Consider the following 21,177-nt stretch of genomic DNA (forward strand, 5'->3'; position numbering starts at 1 on the left):
GGGCCGCCTTGTGAGAACAAGGCGGCCCGTTTTTTATGCGTGAAATTTGGCCGGAAGAAAGGCGGCGCCGGGAGGGCGCCGCACAGTAGGGGCTCAGTTGAAAACGGTGGGCTGCGGGTTTTCCAGCAGCACGGCCATGCCCTGGCCGCCGCCGATGCAGGCGGAGGCGATGCCATAGCGGCGGCCGCTGGCGGCCATCTGCCGGGCCACGGTTTGGGCCAGGCGCAGGCCGGTGGCGGCCAGCGGGTGACCCAGTGCGATGGCGCCGCCATGGATATTCAGGCGTTCGTCGTCCAGTTCCAGTTCGCGTTGCACGGCAAGCACCTGGGCGGCCTGGGCTTCGTTGATCTCGAAATGGCCGATCTGCTCCAGACGCAGCCCGCAGCCATCGAGCAGGCGACGAATCGCCGGCGCCGGGCCGATGCCCATGTACGCCGGGTCTACACCCACCACGGCGGCGCCACGCACGTGGGCCAGAACCGGCCGGTTGCCGGCTTCCGCACGGGTCATCAGCAGCGCGGCGGCGGCGCCATCGACCACGGCGCAGCTGTTGCCGGCGGTCTGCACGCCGTCCGGGTAGAGCGCGTTCAGGCGTCCCAGTGCTTCGGCGGAGGTCTCGCGAATATGGCTGTCCTGGGCTGCGCGCGCCTGGCGGCTGGCCAGCTTCAGCCGGCGCGGGGCGAGGCCGGGCTGCTCGAAGGTCTGCTCGATCACTTCCTGGATTTCCCCGGCGAACCAGCCCTCGGCCTGGGCGCGCAGGGCGCGCTCGAAGCTGCGCAGGGCGTAGGCGTCGACTTCTTCACGGCGCAGGCCATAGCGGCGGGCAAGATTCTCGGCGGTCTGCATCATGCTCAGGCCCACGGCCGGGTCGAGCAGTGCTTCCCAGAGGAAGTCCTTGAACTCCACCGGCTGGCCCAGGGTGAAACCGTTGCGATGGGTGTAGCTGACGATCGGATTGCGCGACATCGACTCGCTGGCCACACAGAGCACGCTGCGGGCCTGGCCTCGCTGGAGTTGCTCGGCGCCCTGGCGCAGCAGTTCCAGGCCGGTGCCGCAGATGCGCTGTACACCCAGCGCCGGGACCTGCTGGGGAACGCCGCAATACAGGCCGATGTGGCGCGGCAGCATGTAGGCATCAAAGCTGGCCTGGGCCATGTTGCCGGCGAGTACGCTGTCGATGCCGGCCGGGTCCACGCCGCCGCGCTGCAGCACGGCGCGCCCTGCATGGATACCCAGGTCGGTCGGCGAAACGGTGGAGAGGGCGCCGCGGTAGTCGATCCAGGGCGTGCGAACGGCCTCGACGAGCAGGGCGTCGTCGAAGGCGCTGAAGAGTCCGGGCATGGGGGATTCCTGATGGGGCGTGAGTTGATCAGTCGTGCGCGCCGGCCGGCCGATGTCGCAGCAGGACGATGATTCCGGCGGCGGCCAGCAGGATACCGGGTGCGGCAACGGCCATCAGGCCTGTTGCTCCGGCGCCGGAGGCGAGCATCTGGCCGGCGAGCAGGGGCCCGCCGATGGAGCCCAGGCGGCCCACGGCGACCGCCGAGCCGACCCCGGTGGCGCGGATGCCGGCCGGGTAGAACTGCGGCGCCAGCGCATAGAGCACCAATTGCGCGGCGAGCACGAAGAAGCCGGCGGCGAAGCCCACCAGCAGCATGCTGGCGAAGCCGTCCAGCGAGCCCAGGCCGGCGAGGGCGAGGAGGATGCCGGCGTAGATCAGGGTCACCAGCAGGGTCGGACGCCAGCGGTCGAGCAGCACGCCGGACAGGATCGAACCCAGCGCCATGCCAAGGTTCAGCAGCAACTGCACGCTGCCGGCCTGGGCGCGGCTGAAGCCCTGGCCCATGAGTAGCGAAGGCAGCCAGTTGAGCAGCATGTACACCACCATCAGGGTGAAGAAGCAGCTCAGCCACAACAACAGGGTCGGCAGGGCCTGGCCCGAACGGAACAGTCCCTGGTACACGCCGATGCGCTGGCGCTCGTTGCCCGGGCGCAGGTAGGCCGGGGACTCCGGCAAGCGTAGGTAGAGCAGCGGCGCCACCAGCAGTGGCGCCCAGCCGCCGATGTGGAACACCAGTTGCCAGTGCTGCTCACCGGCCGACATCCCCGCCAGCGAGGCCAGCGCCCCGCCCAGCGGCACCCCGCAGTACATCAGGCTGACTGCGGTGGCGCGCTGGGCGCTGGAGGCGGCCTCGGAGGTCAGGGCGATCAGGTTGGGGAGTGCCGCGCCCAACCCCAGTCCGGTCATGAAGCGCGCCGCCAGCAGGCTGTCGAGGCTCCAGCTCTGGGTGGTGAGCAAGGAGAACAGGCCGAACAGCGTTACTGCGGCGGTCAGCACGCGCTTGCGGCCGATGCGGTCGGCCAGCCAGCCGCCGACGAAGGCACCGGGCAGCAGGCCGAGGATGCTGGCGCTGAATACCCAGCCGAGCTGGACCTTGTCCAGGTCGAAATGCGCGGCGATGCCCGGCCCGGCGATGCCGGAGGACTGGATGTCTATGCCCTCCAGCAGGGCCACGATGAAGCACAGCAGGATGGTGAGACGAGTAGCAGCAGTTCGCTGCGTCGCCGGAGCGGGGGTGACGTCGTTCATGCCGAGAGCGCTCTTGTAGTTGTTGTAGGCTTAAATAAGTTAACTAAATTAACTAGTTTGCCGATGCTAGGAGGCTTGAATGCATTCGTCAACGCCACGGCCGTCCACCGCCGGAGGCGGTAGACGGAGTGCGATCAGAAAATGGGAGGGAATGCGGGGAGGGAGATTACGCGGGGGTATGGATCTTCTGCAGCAGGCCGAGCAGTTGCTCGCGTTCGGCGTCGGAGAGGCCGGCGGTGGCTTCGAGGTCACTCTGCAGGGCGACGTCCTTCAGTTGCTTGAGCAGGGTTTCGCCCGCCTTGCTGAGGAAGATCCCGTAGGAGCGCTTGTCCGGCTTGCAGCGCACGCGCACCGCGAGGGCACGGGTTTCCAGCTTGTTCAGCAGCGGCACCAGCTGCGGCGGCTCGACGCTCAGGGCGCGGGCGAGGTCAGCCTGCATCAGCCCGGGATTGCTCTCGATGATCGCCAGGGCGGTGAACTGTGCCGGGCGCAGGTCGAACCTGGCCAGCTCGTTCACCAGGTGCTGGAATACGGACAGCTGCGCACGGCGCAGGGCGTAACCGACGTAGTTGTCCAGCGGCGAGCTCAGGGCCGTGCTGGCGGCCTCTTGGACCTCGTCGTCGAGGGGCAGGGCGGAAGCGCTTTTCTTGGCCATGCGGTCACGGTTACTCGTGTTAACGATTTTGGGCGATCTTCGCACTTTTTCGGCGTGCCTGGCCAGATGGGGCGGATTTTCGCCCGTGGGGATGCACGGGAACTCAGGATCTGGGTGGCTCGTCCCGGAATGCCTGGCGCATGAGGTCGAGGTAGCGCCGGGCACCCAGGCCCAGCGGGCGGGACTTCATCCAGATGACATCGACCCAGAGCCGCAGCCTGCTGGCCATGTTGTCGAAGCGGACTTCCGTGACCGCGCCCGAAGCGAGCAGCGGTTGTACCAGGGGCTGCGGCAGGTAGGCCCAGCCGAGGCCGGACTGGATGAACTCCAGGGTGGCCAGGTAGCTGTCGGTCAACCAGATGCGCCGCGACAGCACCATGCGTGGGTCCGACCCGGTGGGCGTGCCCGAGGACACGATGATCTGCCGCTGTTCGGCGAGCATTTCCTCGCGCAATGGCCTGTCGCCCTGCCGGGCAACGGGGTGCTGCGGAGACGCGACCGCGACGAGCAACTGGCTGCCCGCTTCGAGGAAGGATTCGCGCTCATCGATGCCGGGGCGCTCGAACACCAGCGCCAGTTGCACGGCGCCTTCGTGGAGCATGCGTACGGCTTCGGCTTGCGTGGCCGAGCGGACCTCGATTTCCAGTCCGGGGAACTCCTCGGCCAGTGTCGCCAGCGGCTCGCCCCAGCGCCCGGTCTGCAGCTCCGGGGCAATCGCGATGCTCAGCCGTTGTTCGAGCCCCTTGTGCAACTGCAATGCCTGGGCATCCAGCAGGTTCAACTGGCAGATCACCTGCCGGGCCTGGGGCTCCAGGGCCAGCGCGGCGGCGGTGGGCAATGCCTTGCGCGTGCTGCGGTCGAACAGCGTGAGGTCCAGCTCCGCTTCCAGCTGGGCGACGGCCATGCTGACCGCCGATGGCACGCGCCCGAGCTTGCGCGCCGCAGCGGAGAAAGATCCGCTGTCCAGCACGGCGAGGAAGATCGAGAGGGAGTCGCTGGAGAAGGCCATTGTTTTCAATAATCCTGATGATGATCTCCGCCGGCATCGGAATCCACGGCTTCGATACGGCGGATACGCGCGGAATGCCCGATACGAGCCTGGTTGGTTGTCAGAATAACTGATGGTAATCGTCTTTTTCGATGGCCAGGACGAGCCTAATCTGCCTCGCACCATCGCAATCGAAGGAGGCTGAAATGCCGAATGCACAATGGCAGGGCCAGGTCGCGTTGATCAGCGGCGCCGGCAGCGAACAGGGAATCGGAATGGCGATCGCCCGGCGGCTCGGGCAATGCGGGGTGAAGCTCCTCGTTACCGCCAGCAGCGCCCGTCTGTTCGACCGTGTGGCACAACTGCGCGCCGAGGGTTTCGAGGTCGAAGGACGCACGGCGGACCTCACCGATGAGGCCCAGGTGAACGCGCTGGTGGAGTGGGCCGAATCCGTCTGGGGCCGGATCGACATTCTGGTCAATAACGCCGGCATGGCCATGCAGGGCAGTCCGGAGCCCTTCGCCGACGTGGTCGATACCGACCTCGGCGCATGGAACCTGGCGCTGTCGCGGAACCTGACCACCGCCTTCCTGCTGACCCGCGGCGTACTGCGGGGCATGCAGGCGCGGGGTTATGGACGAGTCGTGCAGGTCAGCTCCACCACCGGCACCCGCGGCAGCAACCCCGGCGAGGCGGCCTACAGCGCGGCGAAGGCCGGGATGGTCGGGATGAACATGGGGCTGGCGCTGGAAGTCGCCCGATACGGCATCACCGTGAACAGCGTGGCACCCGGCTGGATCGCCACCGAGTCCTCCACCGAAGAGGAGGCCGTCGCCGGCTGTCACACCCCCGTCGGCAGGGCCGGGCGTCCGGATGAAGTGGCCGCCGCGGTGGCCTTCCTGGCGTCGCCGGAGGCGAGTTATGTGACCGGTGAAGTGCTGGTCGTCGACGGCGGCAACTGCCTGATCGAAAACAAGGCGCCCTGAGCGTCCAGGCGCGTACCCGGTCGCCTGGGGCGGCTGTCGGTTCGCGCCCGAGTTCTTGAGGGAAGATATCGATGAGCAAGCCAGTGGTTCTGGTAACCGGCGCCTGTGGCGGCGTGGGGCAGGCGTTGGTGCAACGCTTCGCCGCTTCAGGGTGGCAGGTGTTCGCCACCGACCTGGACGACGAGGCGTTACGGCGCCTGGATGATTCGAAGCGTTTGGCCGGCTACAGCGCCGGAGACATCCGCCAGCCTGCCGAATGCCGGCGGATCGTGGCCGACGCGGTGCAGGCGACGGGGCGTCTCGATGCGCTGGTCAATGCCGCCGGGGTATGGCGCGAGGGGCCGGTCGAGGCGTGCGGCGAAGAGGATTTCGATATCGTCGTGGACGTCAATCTCAAGGGCACTTTCTTCATGTGCTCGGCGGCGATTCCGCATCTCAAGGACAGCGAAGGGGCGATCGTGAACATCTCCAGCGATGCCGGCCGCCAGGGCAACCGCAATGCCGCCGCCTACTGCGCGAGCAAGGGCGGAGTGACCCTGCTGAGCAAGACGCTGGCCCTGGACCTGGCGCCCTTCGGCGTTCGTTGCAACACGGTGTCGCCAGGCGACATCGAGACGCCCATGTTGCGCTTCCAGGCGGAGCGCTACGGTGCCGGCGACCCCGAGGGCTACTACCGCGAGTTGCTCGCCAAGTACCCCCAGGGCGAGAGGGCAGCGTTCATCCAGCCCGGCGAAGTGGCCGAACTGGTGTTCTTCCTCTGCCAGCCGCATGCGCGCTCGATCACGGGGGCGGACCTGGCGATCGACCGTGGCGTCTCCGCCGGCAACTGAGCGTCCCGATCCATGAGCCACAAGGAAGGTCTCGCCCATGAACGGCCTGCCCCCCAAAAAGGAGTCGCCTGTGCACCGTCCCATCGCCTGGCATGTCACCCATTGGAGTCATGATCCGTACTCACTCGGTGCTTACAGCACGCTTCTGCCCGGGGGGACGCCAGCGCATCGCGCGGTCCTGGGCGAGTGCCTGGGCGGTCGTCTGGTGATCGCCGGCGAGGCCTGCAACCCCAAGGCGCCGGCCATGGTCCATGGCGCCTGGGACGATGGCGTCCGCGCGGCGGACCTGGCGGTGCGCGCCGGTGCCCGGCGAGTCATCGTCATCGGCGCGGGCTGCGCGGGACTGGGGGCGGCTCGCCACCTCGGCGCGCAGGGCATCGACTGCGTCGTGCTCGAAGCACGGGCGCGCATTGGCGGCCGCACGCACAGCCTGCAACTGGGGCCGGTGATCGTCGACGTCGGTGCCGCCTGGTTGCAGCAGTTCTGCGACAACGCCGTTGCCCGCGAGGCGGAACGTCTCGGGGTGCGCCTGGCGAGAACTGACTTCAGCCAGCCATTGGCGGCCGCCAGCGACGGCCCGGTCGCTGGCATCGAGGCTGCCTGGGAAGCGCTTCGCCAGGAAATCGACCGATGCCTTCCCTTGGCCAAGGGGGTGGAGCGCTACCTGGCCGGTCTGACGCCGGAGCAGGCGCGCGCGACGCGTTACGCCATCGACGGCAACCTGATCATCGAGGCCTGCCGGCCGCTGGAGGAATTGTCGGTGGAGTCGCTCGACGAGGAGGGCGTCGGCAACGACGATCATTTCCTTCCTGGCGGCTATCGCCAGGTCATCGAGCACCTGGCGACCGGGCTCGACATCCGGCTCGGACAACCCGTTACGCGGATCGACTGGCGCGACGGCGACGTGCGCGTGAATGACGAGCGCGGCGACTTCTGCATCTGCACCGTGCCGCTTGGCGTGCTCAAGACCCTGGAGTTCCTCCCCGAGCTGCCGCAGCCCCAGCAGGATGCATTGGCCCACCTGGGCATGGGGACGCTGGAAAAGGTCGTGCTGCAGTTCGACCAGCGCTGGTGGCCACGCTCTCCCACGGGTTACCTGCGCTGGTACGACACGCCGGCGAGTTGGGTCGAATGGCTGGACATGACCGATGCGGTCGGCCAACCCACCGTCGCCGGGCTTATCGCCGCGGATGCGGTGGAGCGGCAGTTCAGCGGCCGCAGCGATGAGGAAATTGCCTGGGCCGCCTGCGAGGCCCTGCAGGCCTGGGCTCGTGCCGTCGAGGCGACACTGTAAGTCGTCACCGTCTTTCCGCCGCTCCTGTCAATCCAGGAATAATGGGAGTTCTCGAAGCCTGAAGGGCTTTCTCGTAAACAGCCCTGACACGCGATGTCAGAGGAGGTGCAGCGTGGAACGATTTACCGGTGGTTGCCTGTGTGGCAACGTCCGCCTTGTGGCCACGGGCCGCCCCTATCGGGTCGGTCTGTGCCACTGTCTGGATTGCCGCAAGCATCATGGCGCGTTGTTTCACGCGTCGGCGATCTTTCCCCTGGACGCGGTGACGGTCGAAGGCGAAACCCATGACTACGCCGGACGGCATTTCTGTCCCCGTTGCGGGTCGTCGGTGTTCGGGCGCAGCGGCGATGAGATCGAGGTGAACCTCGGCTCGCTGGATGCCCCGGATCAGTTCGTTCCCTCCTACGAACTCTGGACCATCCGCCGTGAGGCCTGGCTGCCGGCGTTTCCGTTCTCGCGGCACTACGAGCGAGATCGGGATGGCACGGGGCGTTCCGAGAACTAGACGGACCTCGCGATGGAGTGCCCGCGCTCCTAGAACCGGGCGAACCGCTGCCGGTACTGCGCCGGGGTGAAGTCGGTCAGTTCCTTGAACATCCGCGCCAGGTTCGATTCGCTGCTGAAGCCGAGTTCCTCGCTGATCGCGCTGATGGAGGCGGAGGTCAGCGTGAGGCGCTCGCCAACCTGGCTGAGCTTGATGCGCCGCGCGTATGCAGCCACGGCGGTGCCGGTTTCGCCACTGACCCGGCGCGCCAGCGTGCGCTCGGACAGGCCCAGTTCATTCGCCAGTTTCTGCACGGTGAGCTGCTCCGCCGGCAGGCGCTCCACCAGCACGTGGAGTCGGCGCAACAGGTCGCTGGGTTGTCCGATCAGGCTGATGGCCTGGAAGGCGTCGTGGGACTGCGCGGGGCGCGGCAGCACCATCAGCTTGATGAGGTCGCGCAGGACCTCCGCGCTGACATGCTGTTCGATCAGCGACTGGGCGATCGGCAGGTAGCCATTGACCCCGCTGGCGGTGGCGTTGCGCGGGTTGACGATGCAGTTCTTCTCGCCCTGCCAGCGCACCCTCGGGTAGTACCTCGGCAGGGCGTCCGCCAGCCACCAGGTCGCCGTCGCCGCTTGGCCGTCAAGCCGGCCGCTGGCGGCGGCCAGGCTGACTCCCACGCAATAGCTCCACACCTGACAACGCTTGTCGAGCCGGGCGAGCAGGCCCAGCAGTTCGGTGCTGCTGGCCAGGGTCGCCTCGACATGCTGTGCGGACTCGGCCCAGAAACCGGGGATCAGCAGGGCGTCGAGGGCACGCTCGGCGATGCCTTGGGCCGCTTGCAGGACCAGGCCGTGGGCACACGCGACCGGCCCGCTGCGCACGCCGACGTAATGGGTGGCGAAGAGCTCGATACCGGTTCGCCGGTTGGCGGCATGCAGCAGGTCGGCGAAGGCGAGCAGGCCCGCCGGCATGCAGTTGGGGAAGAGGAGGAGGCCGATCTGTAGGGGCTGCGCCATGGCGAAAAATGAATGGATTCTGTCTGATCCTGCCATTATGGCCGCTGATTCGGATCGGCACCATGGAGCCTTGCCTGAGGAGGGTTCCACGATGAAGATTCAGCAGATCCGTAACGCGACGATCATTCTTGAACTGGGCGGGCAGCGCATCCTGGTTGACCCGATGCTGGCGCGCAAAGGCGCGTTGCCGCCGCTGCGGGTGCTGTCCGCCCGGCAAAGAAACCCGTTGGTCGAGCTGCCGGATTCGGCGGAGCAGGCGCTCGAATCGGTAACCCACTGCCTGATCACGCACTGCCAGAAAGGCCACTTCGATCATCTGGACCGGGCCGGAACGCGCTGGCTGCGGGAGCGTCGGATTCCGGTGATCTGCACGCCCCATGACGCCCCGCATCTGGCGCAGCGCGGCCTGAACGTGCAGCCGCTGCCGGACGATCACGAGCAGCCGTGCCCGTTCCTGGGCGGGTGGATTCGCACGGTCCGCTGCACCCACGGCGAGGGGTTCATCGGCAGGTTGATGGAGCACGGCGTCGGCTACCTGATCGAGATGCCCGGGGAGCCCAGCCTGTACCTGGCGGGCGATACCCTGCTCAGCACTGCCGTCCGCGACTTCGTGCTGCGGCATCAACCCGGGGTCAGTGTGATTCCGGCCGGCGGCGCGCGCTTCGACATCGGTGCAGACATCATCATGGGCGTGGACGACGTGCTGGAGTTCCTGCGCATCAGCCAAGGCACGGTCGTCGCGAACCACCTGGAGGCGATCAGCCACTGTCCCGTTACCCGCGATGTGCTGGCGATGCTGTCGACCGGCGCCGGTTACGCCAGTCGGTTGCTCATTCCCCGGGATGGGCAGACGTTGAGCCTGTAGTTCCGAAGGGGCACATCAGGCGGAGTCGTCTTCCGCCTGCTTCTTCAGGTGGAAGCGGCAGACTTCGCCGTCGCGGTGGATGCATTCGAGGTGTTCGACGGGGTGCCCGCCGAGGGTGCCGATCAGCGTCAGGTCCAGCTCGCAGACTTCGGGGTAGCGATCGGCCAGGTGGTGGAATACGCAGTTGTGCGCGACGATCTCAAGTTCCCCGGAGCTGCGTGCGATGATCTGCGCTTCGTAGCCGGAGTCGTTCAGGTGCTCGACGATGCGCGGCTCCGCGACCTGCTCGGATTCCAGCTCAGCCGCCAGACGCGCGCCGAGCTTGCGCATTATCCCGAGCAGGGCGTCATGCCCGATGAGCTGCGCGATCTCGCCGATCAGCAGGTCGGCGAGCAACTGGTACTGGCGGGGGAACAGCTCCCGCCCGTGTGCGCTGAGCAGGTACAGCTGCTCCGGACGCCGGCCGGTGGGGCGCGTGGGGCCGCGTACCACCAGGTCGTCGCGCTCAAGCGCCGCCAGGTGCTGGCGCACGGCGGTGCGGGTGACCGCCAGTTGTTCGGCCAATTCGTCGATGCTCATGCCGCCCGCCCGGTAGAGCAGGGCGGCGAGCAGGTCTTGCTGGGTGCGGCCCATTCCTTGAAGCATTCGCGTACCTCGCTCAGAACTTGTCCGGGAACTGCTTGACCAGGGCGGCGCTCAGCGCGTCGGCGAGCATCAGGACATGGTGCCGCATGGCCTGCCAGGTATTGGCTTCGCCGGCGTAGTCATGGACGCCGAACTGATCGACCTGGGCAATGTGCTGGGCGCCATGGGTGCCGAGCATGGCAACCAGGTCCTTCTCGGGCAAGTTGGGGTTGGCCTTGGCGAGGAACTTCGCAATGGCGCCGGCATTGCTGGTGAGGTCGGAAACCGCGGCTTTGCGCCCGGCGGCATCCTTCGCGACGCTGGCGTCGCTGTAGTGCTTCACGGCCGTCCAGTGGCCGGCCAGCAGCTTGAGCAACTGGTCGGCGGCGGGCTGGCCGTAGAGGGGCGCGATGGCGTTGGCGATGGTCGTGGCGTTGCTCACCACCTGGTCGGCGGCGACTTTGGCCTGGGCCTTGTCGCCGGCCTGGTTGGCCTGCACGTAGTCGCGAATCCAGAAGATGTGTTCCTGCCACAGGTCCCGCAGGGCCAGGCGGTTGTCCAGGGCTCCGGCGGAGACCGTGGGTGCGCTGGTGCTGGCGTAGCTGGCGGCGAAGGCGGGGGCGCAGAACAGGGTGACGAGCGCGAGGAGTATCGATGATCCGAGTTTCATGGCGGTGGCCTCTGGTGGTCGGTGATACTACAAAATCAATTTAGGCATATAAAAATGCTGTAATTGATTTAACCGACGGAAGGTTCTATCCGCGACGAAAAGGGTGGCTGCGTTGAGTTGGGCGGGGCTGCGGCGGAGCTGGGTGACGCCGGACTTGACGTCGTGCGTCAGGTTGGCCAGGAGGGAGGTATGGTTGTCAGCTCAGGTGCGGGCCAATTGAACGTACGAACCAGCATGATGCTCCCTCTCTCAGTGACAGCAGCAGGAACTGCCGCCGCAGCCGCGCGCCTTGCCGCCTTCCGGGGCCTGGGTCGATGCTGCGGGCTTGGCCGGATAACCGGCATCCTGCAGCGCGGCCATCAGCGCCTGGAGATCGGCGTCCCCACTGATGCGCACCCGTCCCGCCGCGAGGTCGACCGACACCTCGGTAACCCCGGCGACTGGCGCCAATGCTGCATTCACGTGGCGGACGCACGAAGCGCAGCTCATGCCTTCAACGTGCAGATCAATACTTTTCATCGTGGTGACTCCTCAACAAGTAACCTTATTGCCCGGAACACTGGCTGAACCTTTCGGGGACATGGAGCTATCCTCGACCTTGCCCTGGTGGCAAGGTCAAGCCTCCCGAAACTAGCCGTCGAGCGAGGCCTTACGCAGGCGCACGGCGTTGAAGACGACCGATGCCGAACTTACGCTCATGGCCAGGGCAGCAATGATCGGCGACAGCAGGTGCCCCGTCAGGGGGTAGAACAACCCGGCGGCAAGGGGTATGCCCATGGCGTTGTATGCGAAGGCAAAAGCCAGGTTCTGGTGCATGTTGCGCACCGTCGCCATGGAAAGGTTGCGGGCGCGGAGAATGCCGAGCAGGTCGCCTTTGACCAGGGTGACCTGGGCACTGTTCATGGCGACGTCAGTACCGGTACCCATGGCAATGCCAACATCGGCGCGCGCCAGGGCCGGTGCATCGTTGATGCCGTCTCCGGCCATCGCCACACGATGCCCAGCCGCCTGGAGACTGGCAGCCAAGTGCTCCTTATCCTGTGGCTTGACTTCGCCGTGTACTTCTTCAATACCCAATTGGCGGGCCACCGCACGCGCCGTGGTCGGACCGTCGCCGGTGGCCATGATGACCCTGACGCCAGCGTCCTGAAGGTATTGGACGGCCTGTCTGGAGGTAGGCTTGATAGGGTCGGCTACCGCCAGCAAGCCGGCCAGGGTACCGTCCACAGCCAGGTACATGATGCTTGCGCCTTCGCTGCGCAGTTGTTCGGCGCGTACCACCAAGGCCTCACAGGACACGCCCGCATCTTCCAGCAACGCAGTGTTGCCCAGCAGCAGGCGTCTCCCATCGACCTTCCCGCGTACACCAATCCCCGAGGCACTCTCGAACTCATCCGTTTCGCTCAACGCCAGCCCCTGGGCCCTGGCCTGCTCGACGATGGCATGCGCCAGGGGATGCTCGCTGCCCTGGTCAAGGCTGGCGGCCAGCCGCAGGACCTCTTTGGCGCTGAAACCGGATGCTGCTTCGACGCTCTGGAAGGCCGGGCGCCCTTCAGTGAGGGTGCCGGTCTTGTCGACGATCAGCATATCGATCTTGCGCAGGTTCTCGATGGCGGCCGCATCGCGGAACAGCACCCCGCTGCCAGCAGCCTTGCCCGTAGCGACCATTACCGACATCGGGGTCGCAAGGCCCAGGGCGCAGGGACAGGCGATGATCAGCACCGCCACGGCGTTGATCAGGCCGAACACCCAACTGGGCTGCGGCCCCCAGACGCCCCAACCAATCAGGGTCAGGGCCGCGATGGCGATGACAACCATCACGAAGTAGCCGGCAATGACGTCAGCCAGGCGCTGCATGGGTGCCTTCGAGCGTCGCGCCTGCACAACCATCTGCACGATCTGCGCAAGCATGGTTTCCGATCCGACCTTTTGCGCCTGCATCACCAGGCTGCCATGGGTATTCATGGTTGCCCCGATGAGCGTATCGCCCATTTGCTTCAGTACCGGCAGAGGTTCGCCAGTCAGCATGGATTCATCAACGGCGCTTTCGCCCTGTACGACCAGGCCATCGACCGGGACCTTCTCTCCAGGGCGGACGCGCAACCGATCGCCCGGGTGCACATGGCTCTGCGGGATATCCTCTTCGCTGCCATCGGCATTGATCCGCCGGGCTGTCTTCGGTGCCAGGCCAAGTAACGACTTGATGGCCGCCGAGGTCTGCGAGCGCGCCTTGAGTTCGAGTATCTGCCCCAGCAGGGTGAGCGAGATGATGACGGCTGCCGCCTCGAAGTAGACGCCAATGCGGCCCTCCATCATGAAGTTCGCAGGGAAGACCGCCGGCGCCAGGGTGGCGACGAGGCTGTAGAGATAGGCGGCGGAAGTCCCCAGGCCGATCAACGTCCACATGTTGGGGCTGCGCTGGAGTACCGAGCGCACTCCACGCACGTAGAACGGCCATCCCGCCCAGAGCACCACCGGGCTGGCGATCACCAGCTCGACCCAGTTCTGCGTGGCGCCATGGAACAGGTTCAAGGCATGCCCGCCCATGGCCAGAAGCGTGACAACAACGGTCAGGGGCAAGGTCCACCAGAAGCGCCGGGAGAAGTCCCGGAGCTCAGGGTTCTCTTCCTGCTCCAGCTCCGGCAGAACCGGCTCCAGGGTCATGCCGCATTTTGGGCAGGTGCCGGGACCGAGCTGGCGAATCTCGGGGTGCATCGGGCAGGTGTACCAGGTGTCGCTTGCAACTGTCGGGAGGCTGGCCGCCTGCTCCTGCGCAGCGGCGCCGTAGGCTTCCGGTGCCGCCCTGAACTTCGACAGGCACTTGTCGCTGCAGAACCGATAGACCTGCCCGGCAAACTGCAGTTGGTGGGGGCTGTCTGCCTTGACCGTCATCCCGCAGACCGGGTCTTTCACGTCACCGGAGGAGGTTTCGTTTCCGGTTGATGGGTGCGCATGTTGATGACCGTGCATGAGTCAGCCTCTTTCGTCGTCCTTGGGGGCATTGTCCGTTCCGCCATGATGACCGTGGCCGCCGTGGTGATGGCCGAACAGGTGCATCAGGGGGCACAGCAACAGGATCGCGTACGGCAACAGCAGCGAGATATGACCGTAGTGCTCTCGCGCCAGGTAGAACAAGGCAATGACCAGCAACATGCCCAGGGCGATGCCGGGCTTGCTGCGCCAGAAGGACGGCGGCTGATGGGATGAGTGCGAAGCGTTCATGAGTTTTCTCCAGGGCGGAAGTGGGGTGCCCCGCCTTGGCCTGGGGAGGCTTCCGCCCTGCAGGCCAAGACCGGAGTCGCGCCGTGTGATTACTGGGCCGGCTTCTGGGCCGGCTGGCCCATGGGTGGCTGCATGGGCATGCCCTTCATGCCTGACTGCGGGTCCATCATACCGGCCTGCTGATCCATCATTTGCATCATCATCCCCATCATCTTCGAGTCCATCATCTTCATGTGCTGGCCCATGCCCTTGCCGGCGCAGCCGTTCTGCATCATGCCCAGGCCTTCCTTCATCGCCTGCATGCCTTCATGCATGGCCGCCTGGCGCTCCTCCGGGGTCTTGGCGGCAGCGAGCCTGTCGTGAATGGCCTGCATCTTCTGCATCTGTTCGGCCATGGCCTTTTCCTGGCCTTGAGCCGGCGCCGACTTGCTCTCCGCCTTCGCCGGAGCCTGATCGGGGTGATGTTCGTCGACAGCCACGGCAAGCAGCGGACTGCTGATCAGCAAGGCGGCGACAAGCGATTTGAGGGTGATGTGCATGGCGATCTCCAAGTGTTTCAACGGGTGAAATGAAGCGCAGCCACGCCTGGTAGTACAGGCGCAGCAAGACTGTGCGCCCGGTGGTCCGGGCGCACGGAGGCGGGTCAATCGTTGAAGCGGACGAAGCTCAGGCGGGCCGGCGGCCGGGACGGCGCAGGCAGATGCGTGGCGAGTGCGCCGAAGCGCGGCGGGATGATGGCAGGCAGGACAAGTACGGGAAGCGTAAACAGCAGAACCCAGAAGACCTGGTTGAGCGAAAGGTGGTCAGGCGTCGGATTGAGGGCAGATGCGCTGTCGTCGCAGAATTGCAGGCAGCCGCTGGCATGAAGCTGGTGCGCTGGACCATCCGGGCCGGCCGAGACGTCTGCATGGACGACTGCGGCATCATGCGCCGGGTACGACAGACAACCATGGCTTGCCGCAACCCCGAACGCCAGCACCCACAGCACTATGGCCATGCGTAGCAACGTGCACTGATGGTTCCGGAACCAGGTCATCTGCTCAGTCCGTAGCACAAGTAAGCCAGACACTACCGCTGGCAGCCTTGCGACATTTGATTCGGATCAAACAAAGCTGCGGGTAAGGACAGTCTAGATACCTGCATGGACGTCCGCTTGGGTCGGAAGCTGCCGCTACCCGAGCTCTGCAATCACCCTTAGCTGAGTTGATCGGGCTTGCGCCGACTGAATATCGACAGAGGTTTGCTCGTTTCTGATAGCGAGCCTGATCAGGCGTCGATCCAAGTCATGGATGAGCTGGCAGCGGCCACTCGGCCGAGTAGCCGCTCCGGTGCAGGCGCCGAGCCTTATCGTCCAGCCTGCCGCGCAATCAATTCTACCAACGCTTCGCTGATATGTTGGGAGTTGGCCTCCAGGACCATCAGATGGCGTCGGACGGCTTCTGAAGTGTCTGATGAACCGCTTGCCTCTGCCCAGGCTGCAAGTTCCCGGATAGCGGCGCTGGTGGCGTTGATGTTCTGGTTTATGCGGCAGACAAGCGAAGGGAGAGGGGCCGTGTTCATGATGACCTCCGCAGAGAGACTTCAGAGCACTCAAAAGCAAGAAAGGCCGTACCCCATCGATACGGCCTTTTGCCGTGTGGTTGCTGCTCTCCAAACCACACGGCAGAAAAAATTTACCAAAAACAGATTCGGATTCAAGCCCCTGCCAGGCGCCTTGGACTGACTTGTCGGCCGCCCATTTCTGCTCGAATTCGCGCTTTGCTCGGCTCTCGTGCTCCCGGCGCGGTGCTCGGAGATGTGAACCACCCGTTCATGGCTCGCCCGAGCCGAAAGCGGTTTTCAAAGACGGCATCGGATCTGTTACCTGATACATGGAAAAATGACGAATTGATAAGCTCTATGCATCAATGGATGCAAACATAGCACTTATCGTTTCAAAGTGTGTCGAGCAGAATCCAGCGACCAAAAGCGCCAACAAGCCTAAATAAGATCGCTGGAGAACTACCTATGCATGCCTCCTCCAACCCGGGCTCCTCATCTGCCCGCTCCAAGGCGGGTGCCGTGTTTCGCGTCACCTCGGGCAACTTTCTCGAACAGTTCGATTTCTTCCTCTTCGGCTTCTATGCCACGCAGATAGCCGCCGTTTTCTTTCCCGCATCCAGTGAATTTGCCTCGCTCATGATGACCTTCGCCGTCTTTGGCGCAGGCTTTCTGATGCGTCCACTGGGAGCGGTGATTCTCGGGGCCTACATCGACGATGTCGGCCGCAGGAAGGGGTTGATCGTCACCCTGTCGATCATGGCCAGTGGCACCTTGCTGATCGTACTGGTGCCGGGCTATTCCAGCATCGGTCCATGGGCGCCTCTGCTCGTGCTGGTGGGGCGATTGCTGCAGGGCTTTTCCGCCGGCGCCGAACTGGGAGGCGTCTCGGTTTACCTGGCGGAAATGGCGACTGCCGGGCGAAAAGGCTTCTATACCAGTTGGCAGTCCGCCAGCCAGCAGGTGGCAATTGTCGTTGCGGCCGCCTTGGGCTACGGGCTCAACCAACTGATGCCGCCCGCGATGATCGCGGATTGGGGCTGGAGAATCCCCTTTGCGATCGGCTGCCTGATCGTTCCGTTCATCTTCGTGCTTCGTCGCAGCCTGGAGGAAACCGAGGAGTTCGTCCGGCGTTCCCAGCGTCCGACCATGAAGCAGGTGTTCGCCACGCTGGGCGAGAACTGGCGCGTCGTCCTGGCAGGTCTGCTGATGGTGGCGATGACGACCACGGCGTTCTATCTGATCACGGTATATGCGCCTACGTTCGGCAAAACGGTACTCAACCTGAGCACCACTGACGCCTTGCTCGTCACGCTGCTTGTCGGTATCTCGAACTTCGTCTGGCTGCCCATCGGCGGCCATCTGAGTGATCGGTTCGGACGCAAACCCGTGCTCATCGCAATGACCGTGCTGGCTATTTTCACGGCTTATCCTGCGCTGTCATTCCTGGCTCAGGCCCCGAGCTTCGGGCACATGCTGGAGGTACTGCTCTGGCTTTCGTTCATCTACGGCCTCTACAACGGCGCGATGATTCCGGCGCTCACCGAAATCATGCCGGTGGAAGTCCGGGTCGCGGGCTTCTCCCTGGCTTACAGCCTGGCAACTGCCGTGTTTGGCGGATTCACCCCCGCGATTTCCACCTGGCTCATTCACCTGAGCGGCGATAAAGGCGCTCCTGGATACTGGATGACCTTCGCCGCTGTCTGTGCGCTTTGCTCGACCCTGATGCTCTATCGCAGAAGCTCCTCGCGTACCCCCATTCCTGCCTGATCGAGGAGCGTCCTGAATGAAAACACTGGCAAAGCACCTTGCTGTACTGGCAATTGGCCTTTGTACGCTCAACACTGCCGCGCATGCAGAGGAGCTGAACGTCATGACCTCGGGTGGGTTCACCGCGGCCTTTCAGCGGCTGAGCCCGAAGTATGCGCAGGACAGTGGCGACACGATCCAGACCATTCTCGGTCCGTCGATGGGCAAGGCCCGCGAAGCGATCCCCAATCGCCTGGCGCGGGGGGAGAATGCCGATGTGGTGATCATGGTCGGCTACGCGTTAGATGAACTCATCAGGCAGGGCGTGGTGGATCCGGCTTCCAAGGTGGAGCTGGCGGATTCGCGGATCGGCATGGTGGTCAGGCGGGGAGCCGCCAAACCCCGGATCGATACGGAAGAGGCGTTCAGGAAAAGCCTGCTGGACGCCCGGTCCATTGCCTATTCGGACAGTGCCAGCGGGGTCTACATCAAGAGCCAATTGTTCAGGAAGCTTGGGTTGGAGCAGCAGGTCGGCCCGAAAGCGAAGATGATCGAGCGGATTCCGGTTGCCTCGGTCGTTGCGTCGGGCCAATACGAGGTCGGTTTCCAGCAGGTCGCCGAGCTGCTGCCTGTTCCCGGGGTTACCTTCGTCGGCAAGATTCCTGAAAGCCTGCAATCGGTTACCCGCTACTCCGCCGGCGTTCCCCGCAATGCGAAGCACCCGGAGAAGGCGAAGGAGCTGTTGTCTTACCTGTCGTCTGCAGCTGCGCAACCCGTCGTGCAATCCACCGGTCTGGACTCAGTCCCCCGGTGATTTCACCGGCGTACTTCTGACAAGCCGTTCCAGCTCAAGCGCGGCGGGCGTCAGCGTGCGTCCGCGGCGCTTGATCAGGCCGACGTTCCGCACGACTGCAGGCTCCTCCAGGGGAACGGCCTTGAGTATGGGATGGCTGGTACGGGGCATGGCGATGGACGGCACGGCCGCCACGCCCAGGCCAGCCTCCACCAGTCCTATCGCGGTCGTGACATGTCGCGTTTCGCAGATGCTGTGTCTGGATGGGGACAGGCGCTTCAAGGCCTGGCTCAGGATGAGTCGGTTGCCCGATGTCTTGTCCAGGGAGATGTAGTCGTGCTCATACATTTCGGACCAGGTCACCGCGTTTCGATCCGCCAGGGGATGATCGCGTCGGCAGGCCATCACGTAGCGCTCTTCGAGTAACAGATCGAAGGTCACTTCCGGGCTCAGATTACCGCTGAAGGTGACGCCAAAATCTGCTTCGCCACTCGCTACGGCAACATTTACCTCATGCGCGCTGGAATCCACCACCATGATCTTGATGCGTGGATACAGCCGATGGAATTCGCTGATCACGTTGGGCATGAAGTAGTAAGCGGCCGATGGCACGCACGCGATGGTGACGCGCTCCATTCTGCTGGAGGCGACATCCGCAATGCTCATCAACGCATTGTCCAGTTGGTCGAGCACTCGCTCGACTTCCGGTACGAAGGCGCGGCCCACAGCCGTCAGGCTGACCTTTCGGGTCGTCCTGTCGAACAGCCGCACGTTCAAAGCGGATTCCAGCTTCTCGATACGACGGCTAAGGGCCGGCTGAGTGATCTTCACCGCATCGGCAGCCTTGCGGAAACTGCCATGTTCAACGATGGCCCGGAACGCTTGAAGATCATCCAAATCGAAGTTGATGCTCATCGGGTCGACCGGAGGATTGATAATTGGAAGGCATCAATAACACTTTCGGTCGCAGTCGGAAAAGCGCAACGACGCCGGTAATGAGGCTATCGTCCGGGGCAATCCAAGATCCTTCGTAGTGTTTAACCCCCGGATGCCGCAGAAAGTCCTTGGCAAAGTCCCTTGGTGGTCTATAGTTAGCCGTATGGCTAACTATGAGTCGGCAATCAGCGACGTGTTCCAGGCGCTGGCGGATCCCACCCGCTGCGCCATCATTGGCGCGCTCGGTTTCGGCGCGCAGTCGGTGTCGACGCTGGCGGCGCCGTTCGACATGGCGCTGCCGTCCTTCATGAAGCACCTGACGGTGCTCGAACGCAGCGGGCTCATCCGCAGCCACAAGAACGGCCGGACCCGCACCTGCGAGCTGGTGCCGGAACGGCTTGTCCAGGCCGAGCAATGGTTCGCCGAGCAGCGCGCCCTTTGGGAAGCGCGTTCGGACCGCATGGCCACATTCGTCGAACAACTACACCAGGAGGAGCAGGACCATGACCCCGAATGCTGAACGCGCCGACTCGCGCGACCTGATCATCACCCGTGTGCTCAACGCGCCGCGCAGCGCCCTGTGGCGCGCCTGGTCGGAGCCCGAGCTGCTCAGGCAGTGGTGGTGCCCCAGGCCCTGGACCACCGAGGTGCTGGCGTTCGAGCTGAAGCCCGGCGGCGCCTTCCATACCCTGATGAAGGGGCCGGACGGCGGCGTCAGTGACAACCCCGGCAGCTTCCTCGAAGTCGTACCGGGCGAGCGCCTGGTGTTCACCTCGATGCTCACCGCAGGCTGGCGGCCGAACACGCCCTGGATGGGCTTCACCGCGATCATCACGATGACCGACGAAGGCGCCGGCTGCCGCTATACCGCTCACGTCATGCACCCCGACGACGCCTCGCGGGAGCAGCATGAGCAGATGGGCTTCTTCGACGGCTGGAACACTGTCATCACCCAGCTCGAAGAACTCGCCGCCACGCTGGGGTGATCAGATTTGCGTTCGAATCACGTGCAGTTCAATCACTCATGATTTGAAGTCAAAAGACTTTGCCGCGCCGGCGCCTTAATCGCTGACAGCGAAGCCGGCAGACTGGGCTCCATTGGAACGATCAACCTTCCTGGAGCCCCAACATGAGTATTCCTTCCTTCGGCCTCGGCACCTTCCGCCTGACCGGCCAGGCCGTCATCGATTCGGTACGCACCGCGCTCGAGCTGGGCTACCGCGCCATCGACACCGCGCAGATCTATGGCAACGAGGCCGACATCGGCCAGGCCATCGCCGAGAGCGGCGTGCCGCGCTCCGAGCTGTTCCTCACCACCAAGATCTGGGTGGAGAACTACGCCGCCGACAAGCTGGTCCCCAGCCTGCGCGACAGCCTCGCCAAGCTGCGCACCGACCACGTCGACCTGACCCTGATCCACTGGCCTGCGCCGGGCAATGGCGTCGAGCTGACCGAGTACATGGCCGCGCTGGTCGAAGCCAAGAAACTGGGCCTGACCCGCCAGATCGGCATCTCCAACTTCAACATCGAGCTGACCCGCCAGGCCATCGCCGCCGTGGGCGAGGGCGAGATCGCCACCAACCAGATCGAACTCAGCCCCTACCTGCAGAACCCGGCGCTGACCGCGTTCCTGAAAGAGCAGGGCATCAAGGTCACCTCCTACATGACCCTGGCCTACGGCAAGGTGCTGAAGGACCCGCTGCTGGCCGAGATCGCCGCCAAGCACAACGCCACCGTCGCGCAGGTCGCGCTGGCCTGGGCGCTGCAGCTGGGCTACGCGGTGATCCCGTCCTCGACCCGCCGCGAGAACCTGGCCAGCAACCTGCTCGCCCAGGAGCTGCGCCTGGATGCCGACGACATGGCGAAGATCGCCACGCTGGAGCGCAACGGCCGTGAAGTCAGCCCGGAAGGCCTGGCTCCGATCTGGGATTGA

24 protein-coding genes are annotated in these 21,177 nt (G+C 64.7%); 10 read left to right on the forward strand and 14 right to left on the reverse strand.

What is annotated here, in order from left to right:
- Positions 1 to 93 precede the first annotated feature (93 nt).
- From ACAW63_RS18255 to ACAW63_RS18270, 4 genes are all read right to left on the reverse strand, one after another.
- Positions 94 to 1,341: a thiolase family protein gene (locus ACAW63_RS18255; RefSeq protein ID WP_371227459.1), complete on the reverse strand. Its 1,248-nt coding sequence runs from the start codon at positions 1,339 to 1,341 to the stop codon at positions 94 to 96.
- Between the two features lie 28 nt (positions 1,342 to 1,369).
- The gene (gene mhpT / locus ACAW63_RS18260; RefSeq protein ID WP_371227461.1) at positions 1,370 to 2,590 is read right to left on the reverse strand and encodes a 3-(3-hydroxy-phenyl)propionate transporter MhpT; all 1,221 of its coding nucleotides are present in this window, start codon (positions 2,588 to 2,590) and stop codon (positions 1,370 to 1,372) included.
- Positions 2,591 to 2,756: 166 nt separating this feature from the next.
- Complete coding sequence (locus tag ACAW63_RS18265) at positions 2,757 to 3,245, reverse strand: MarR family winged helix-turn-helix transcriptional regulator (protein WP_371227463.1); 489 nt, start codon at positions 3,243 to 3,245, stop codon at positions 2,757 to 2,759.
- Between the two features lie 103 nt (positions 3,246 to 3,348).
- A complete protein-coding gene (locus tag ACAW63_RS18270) occupies positions 3,349 to 4,254 on the reverse strand; it encodes a LysR family transcriptional regulator (RefSeq protein WP_331320139.1) in 906 nt (301 codons plus the stop codon).
- Between the two features lie 185 nt (positions 4,255 to 4,439).
- Between ACAW63_RS18270 and ACAW63_RS18275 the strand changes: the two genes are divergently transcribed.
- The 4 genes from ACAW63_RS18275 (at position 4,440) to ACAW63_RS18290 (ending at position 7,848) form a co-directional block, all read left to right on the forward strand.
- Entirely contained in the window at positions 4,440 to 5,219 is a 780-nt protein-coding gene (locus ACAW63_RS18275; RefSeq protein ID WP_371227465.1) for an SDR family NAD(P)-dependent oxidoreductase, read from the forward strand.
- A 71-nt stretch (positions 5,220 to 5,290) separates the two neighbouring features.
- Positions 5,291 to 6,049, forward strand: a complete 759-nt coding sequence (locus ACAW63_RS18280) for an SDR family oxidoreductase (RefSeq protein WP_331320137.1) — start codon at positions 5,291 to 5,293, stop codon at positions 6,047 to 6,049.
- Positions 6,050 to 6,086: 37 nt separating this feature from the next.
- Positions 6,087 to 7,343 carry an FAD-dependent oxidoreductase gene (locus ACAW63_RS18285; RefSeq protein ID WP_371227469.1) on the forward strand — a complete coding sequence of 419 codons (1,257 nt, stop codon included), beginning with the start codon at positions 6,087 to 6,089 and terminating at the stop codon, positions 7,341 to 7,343.
- Between the two features lie 112 nt (positions 7,344 to 7,455).
- The gene (locus ACAW63_RS18290) at positions 7,456 to 7,848 is read left to right on the forward strand and encodes a GFA family protein (RefSeq protein ID WP_371227471.1); all 393 of its coding nucleotides are present in this window, start codon (positions 7,456 to 7,458) and stop codon (positions 7,846 to 7,848) included.
- A 29-nt stretch (positions 7,849 to 7,877) separates the two neighbouring features.
- Here ACAW63_RS18290 and ACAW63_RS18295 read toward each other — a convergent pair whose 3' ends face one another.
- Positions 7,878 to 8,846: a GlxA family transcriptional regulator gene (locus tag ACAW63_RS18295; RefSeq protein ID WP_371227473.1), complete on the reverse strand. Its 969-nt coding sequence runs from the start codon at positions 8,844 to 8,846 to the stop codon at positions 7,878 to 7,880.
- A gap of 91 nt (positions 8,847 to 8,937) precedes the next feature.
- On the opposite strand from ACAW63_RS18295, the gene ACAW63_RS18300 reads away from it, so the two are divergent.
- Positions 8,938 to 9,711: an MBL fold metallo-hydrolase gene (locus ACAW63_RS18300; protein ID WP_371227475.1), complete on the forward strand. Its 774-nt coding sequence runs from the start codon at positions 8,938 to 8,940 to the stop codon at positions 9,709 to 9,711.
- A 15-nt stretch (positions 9,712 to 9,726) separates the two neighbouring features.
- Here the strand turns inward: ACAW63_RS18300 and ACAW63_RS18305 are convergent, their stop codons facing one another.
- The 8 genes from ACAW63_RS18305 to ACAW63_RS18340 all read right to left on the reverse strand — a co-directional run bounded on the left by ACAW63_RS18305 (position 9,727) and on the right by ACAW63_RS18340 (position 15,787).
- Positions 9,727 to 10,356 (reverse strand): helix-turn-helix transcriptional regulator, encoded by a 630-nt coding sequence (locus tag ACAW63_RS18305; RefSeq protein ID WP_371227477.1) that lies wholly within the window; start codon positions 10,354 to 10,356, stop codon positions 9,727 to 9,729.
- Positions 10,357 to 10,369: 13 nt separating this feature from the next.
- Positions 10,370 to 11,005, reverse strand: coding sequence for a hypothetical protein (locus tag ACAW63_RS18310; protein ID WP_371227479.1), 636 nt, complete (start codon positions 11,003 to 11,005; stop codon positions 10,370 to 10,372).
- Positions 11,006 to 11,254: 249 nt separating this feature from the next.
- On the reverse strand, positions 11,255 to 11,524 hold the full coding sequence (locus tag ACAW63_RS18315; RefSeq protein ID WP_371227481.1) for a heavy-metal-associated domain-containing protein: 270 nt from the start codon (positions 11,522 to 11,524) through the stop codon (positions 11,255 to 11,257).
- Positions 11,525 to 11,635: 111 nt separating this feature from the next.
- Positions 11,636 to 13,897, reverse strand: a complete 2,262-nt coding sequence (locus tag ACAW63_RS18320; RefSeq protein WP_371234710.1) for a heavy metal translocating P-type ATPase — start codon at positions 13,895 to 13,897, stop codon at positions 11,636 to 11,638.
- A gap of 81 nt (positions 13,898 to 13,978) precedes the next feature.
- Positions 13,979 to 14,227, reverse strand: a complete 249-nt coding sequence (locus ACAW63_RS18325; protein ID WP_371227483.1) for a DUF2933 domain-containing protein — start codon at positions 14,225 to 14,227, stop codon at positions 13,979 to 13,981.
- 89 nt (positions 14,228 to 14,316) lie between these two features.
- Positions 14,317 to 14,766 carry a hypothetical protein gene (locus ACAW63_RS18330; protein WP_371227485.1) on the reverse strand — a complete coding sequence of 150 codons (450 nt, stop codon included), beginning with the start codon at positions 14,764 to 14,766 and terminating at the stop codon, positions 14,317 to 14,319.
- A gap of 104 nt (positions 14,767 to 14,870) precedes the next feature.
- Positions 14,871 to 15,263 (reverse strand): hypothetical protein, encoded by a 393-nt coding sequence (locus ACAW63_RS18335; protein WP_371227487.1) that lies wholly within the window; start codon positions 15,261 to 15,263, stop codon positions 14,871 to 14,873.
- 308 nt (positions 15,264 to 15,571) lie between these two features.
- A complete protein-coding gene (locus ACAW63_RS18340; protein WP_371227489.1) occupies positions 15,572 to 15,787 on the reverse strand; it encodes a hypothetical protein in 216 nt (71 codons plus the stop codon).
- Positions 15,788 to 16,234: 447 nt separating this feature from the next.
- Here ACAW63_RS18340 and ACAW63_RS18345 point away from each other — a divergent pair, with 447 nt between their 5' ends.
- The gene (locus tag ACAW63_RS18345) at positions 16,235 to 17,536 is read left to right on the forward strand and encodes an MFS transporter (protein WP_371227491.1); all 1,302 of its coding nucleotides are present in this window, start codon (positions 16,235 to 16,237) and stop codon (positions 17,534 to 17,536) included.
- A 16-nt stretch (positions 17,537 to 17,552) separates the two neighbouring features.
- Positions 17,553 to 18,329 (forward strand): substrate-binding domain-containing protein, encoded by a 777-nt coding sequence (locus ACAW63_RS18350; protein ID WP_371227493.1) that lies wholly within the window; start codon positions 17,553 to 17,555, stop codon positions 18,327 to 18,329.
- Here the strand turns inward: ACAW63_RS18350 and ACAW63_RS18355 are convergent.
- Positions 18,315 to 19,223 carry a LysR family transcriptional regulator gene (locus tag ACAW63_RS18355; protein ID WP_371227495.1) on the reverse strand — a complete coding sequence of 303 codons (909 nt, stop codon included), beginning with the start codon at positions 19,221 to 19,223 and terminating at the stop codon, positions 18,315 to 18,317. The genes ACAW63_RS18350 and ACAW63_RS18355 overlap by 15 nt on opposite strands.
- Positions 19,224 to 19,407: 184 nt before the next feature.
- Here ACAW63_RS18355 and ACAW63_RS18360 point away from each other — a divergent pair, with 184 nt between their 5' ends.
- From ACAW63_RS18360 to dkgB, 3 genes are all read left to right on the forward strand, one after another.
- A complete protein-coding gene (locus tag ACAW63_RS18360) occupies positions 19,408 to 19,764 on the forward strand; it encodes an ArsR/SmtB family transcription factor (protein WP_371227497.1) in 357 nt (118 codons plus the stop codon).
- On the forward strand, positions 19,748 to 20,230 hold the full coding sequence (locus ACAW63_RS18365) for an SRPBCC family protein (protein ID WP_371227499.1): 483 nt from the start codon (positions 19,748 to 19,750) through the stop codon (positions 20,228 to 20,230). Before ACAW63_RS18360 ends, ACAW63_RS18365 begins: the two co-directional genes overlap by 17 nt.
- A gap of 143 nt (positions 20,231 to 20,373) precedes the next feature.
- Positions 20,374 to 21,177: a 2,5-didehydrogluconate reductase DkgB gene (gene dkgB, locus ACAW63_RS18370; protein ID WP_371227501.1), complete on the forward strand. Its 804-nt coding sequence runs from the start codon at positions 20,374 to 20,376 to the stop codon at positions 21,175 to 21,177.

It is taken from the genome of Pseudomonas sp. QE6 (assembly GCF_041379005.1).
Lineage (GTDB): Bacteria > Pseudomonadota > Gammaproteobacteria > Pseudomonadales > Pseudomonadaceae > Pseudomonas.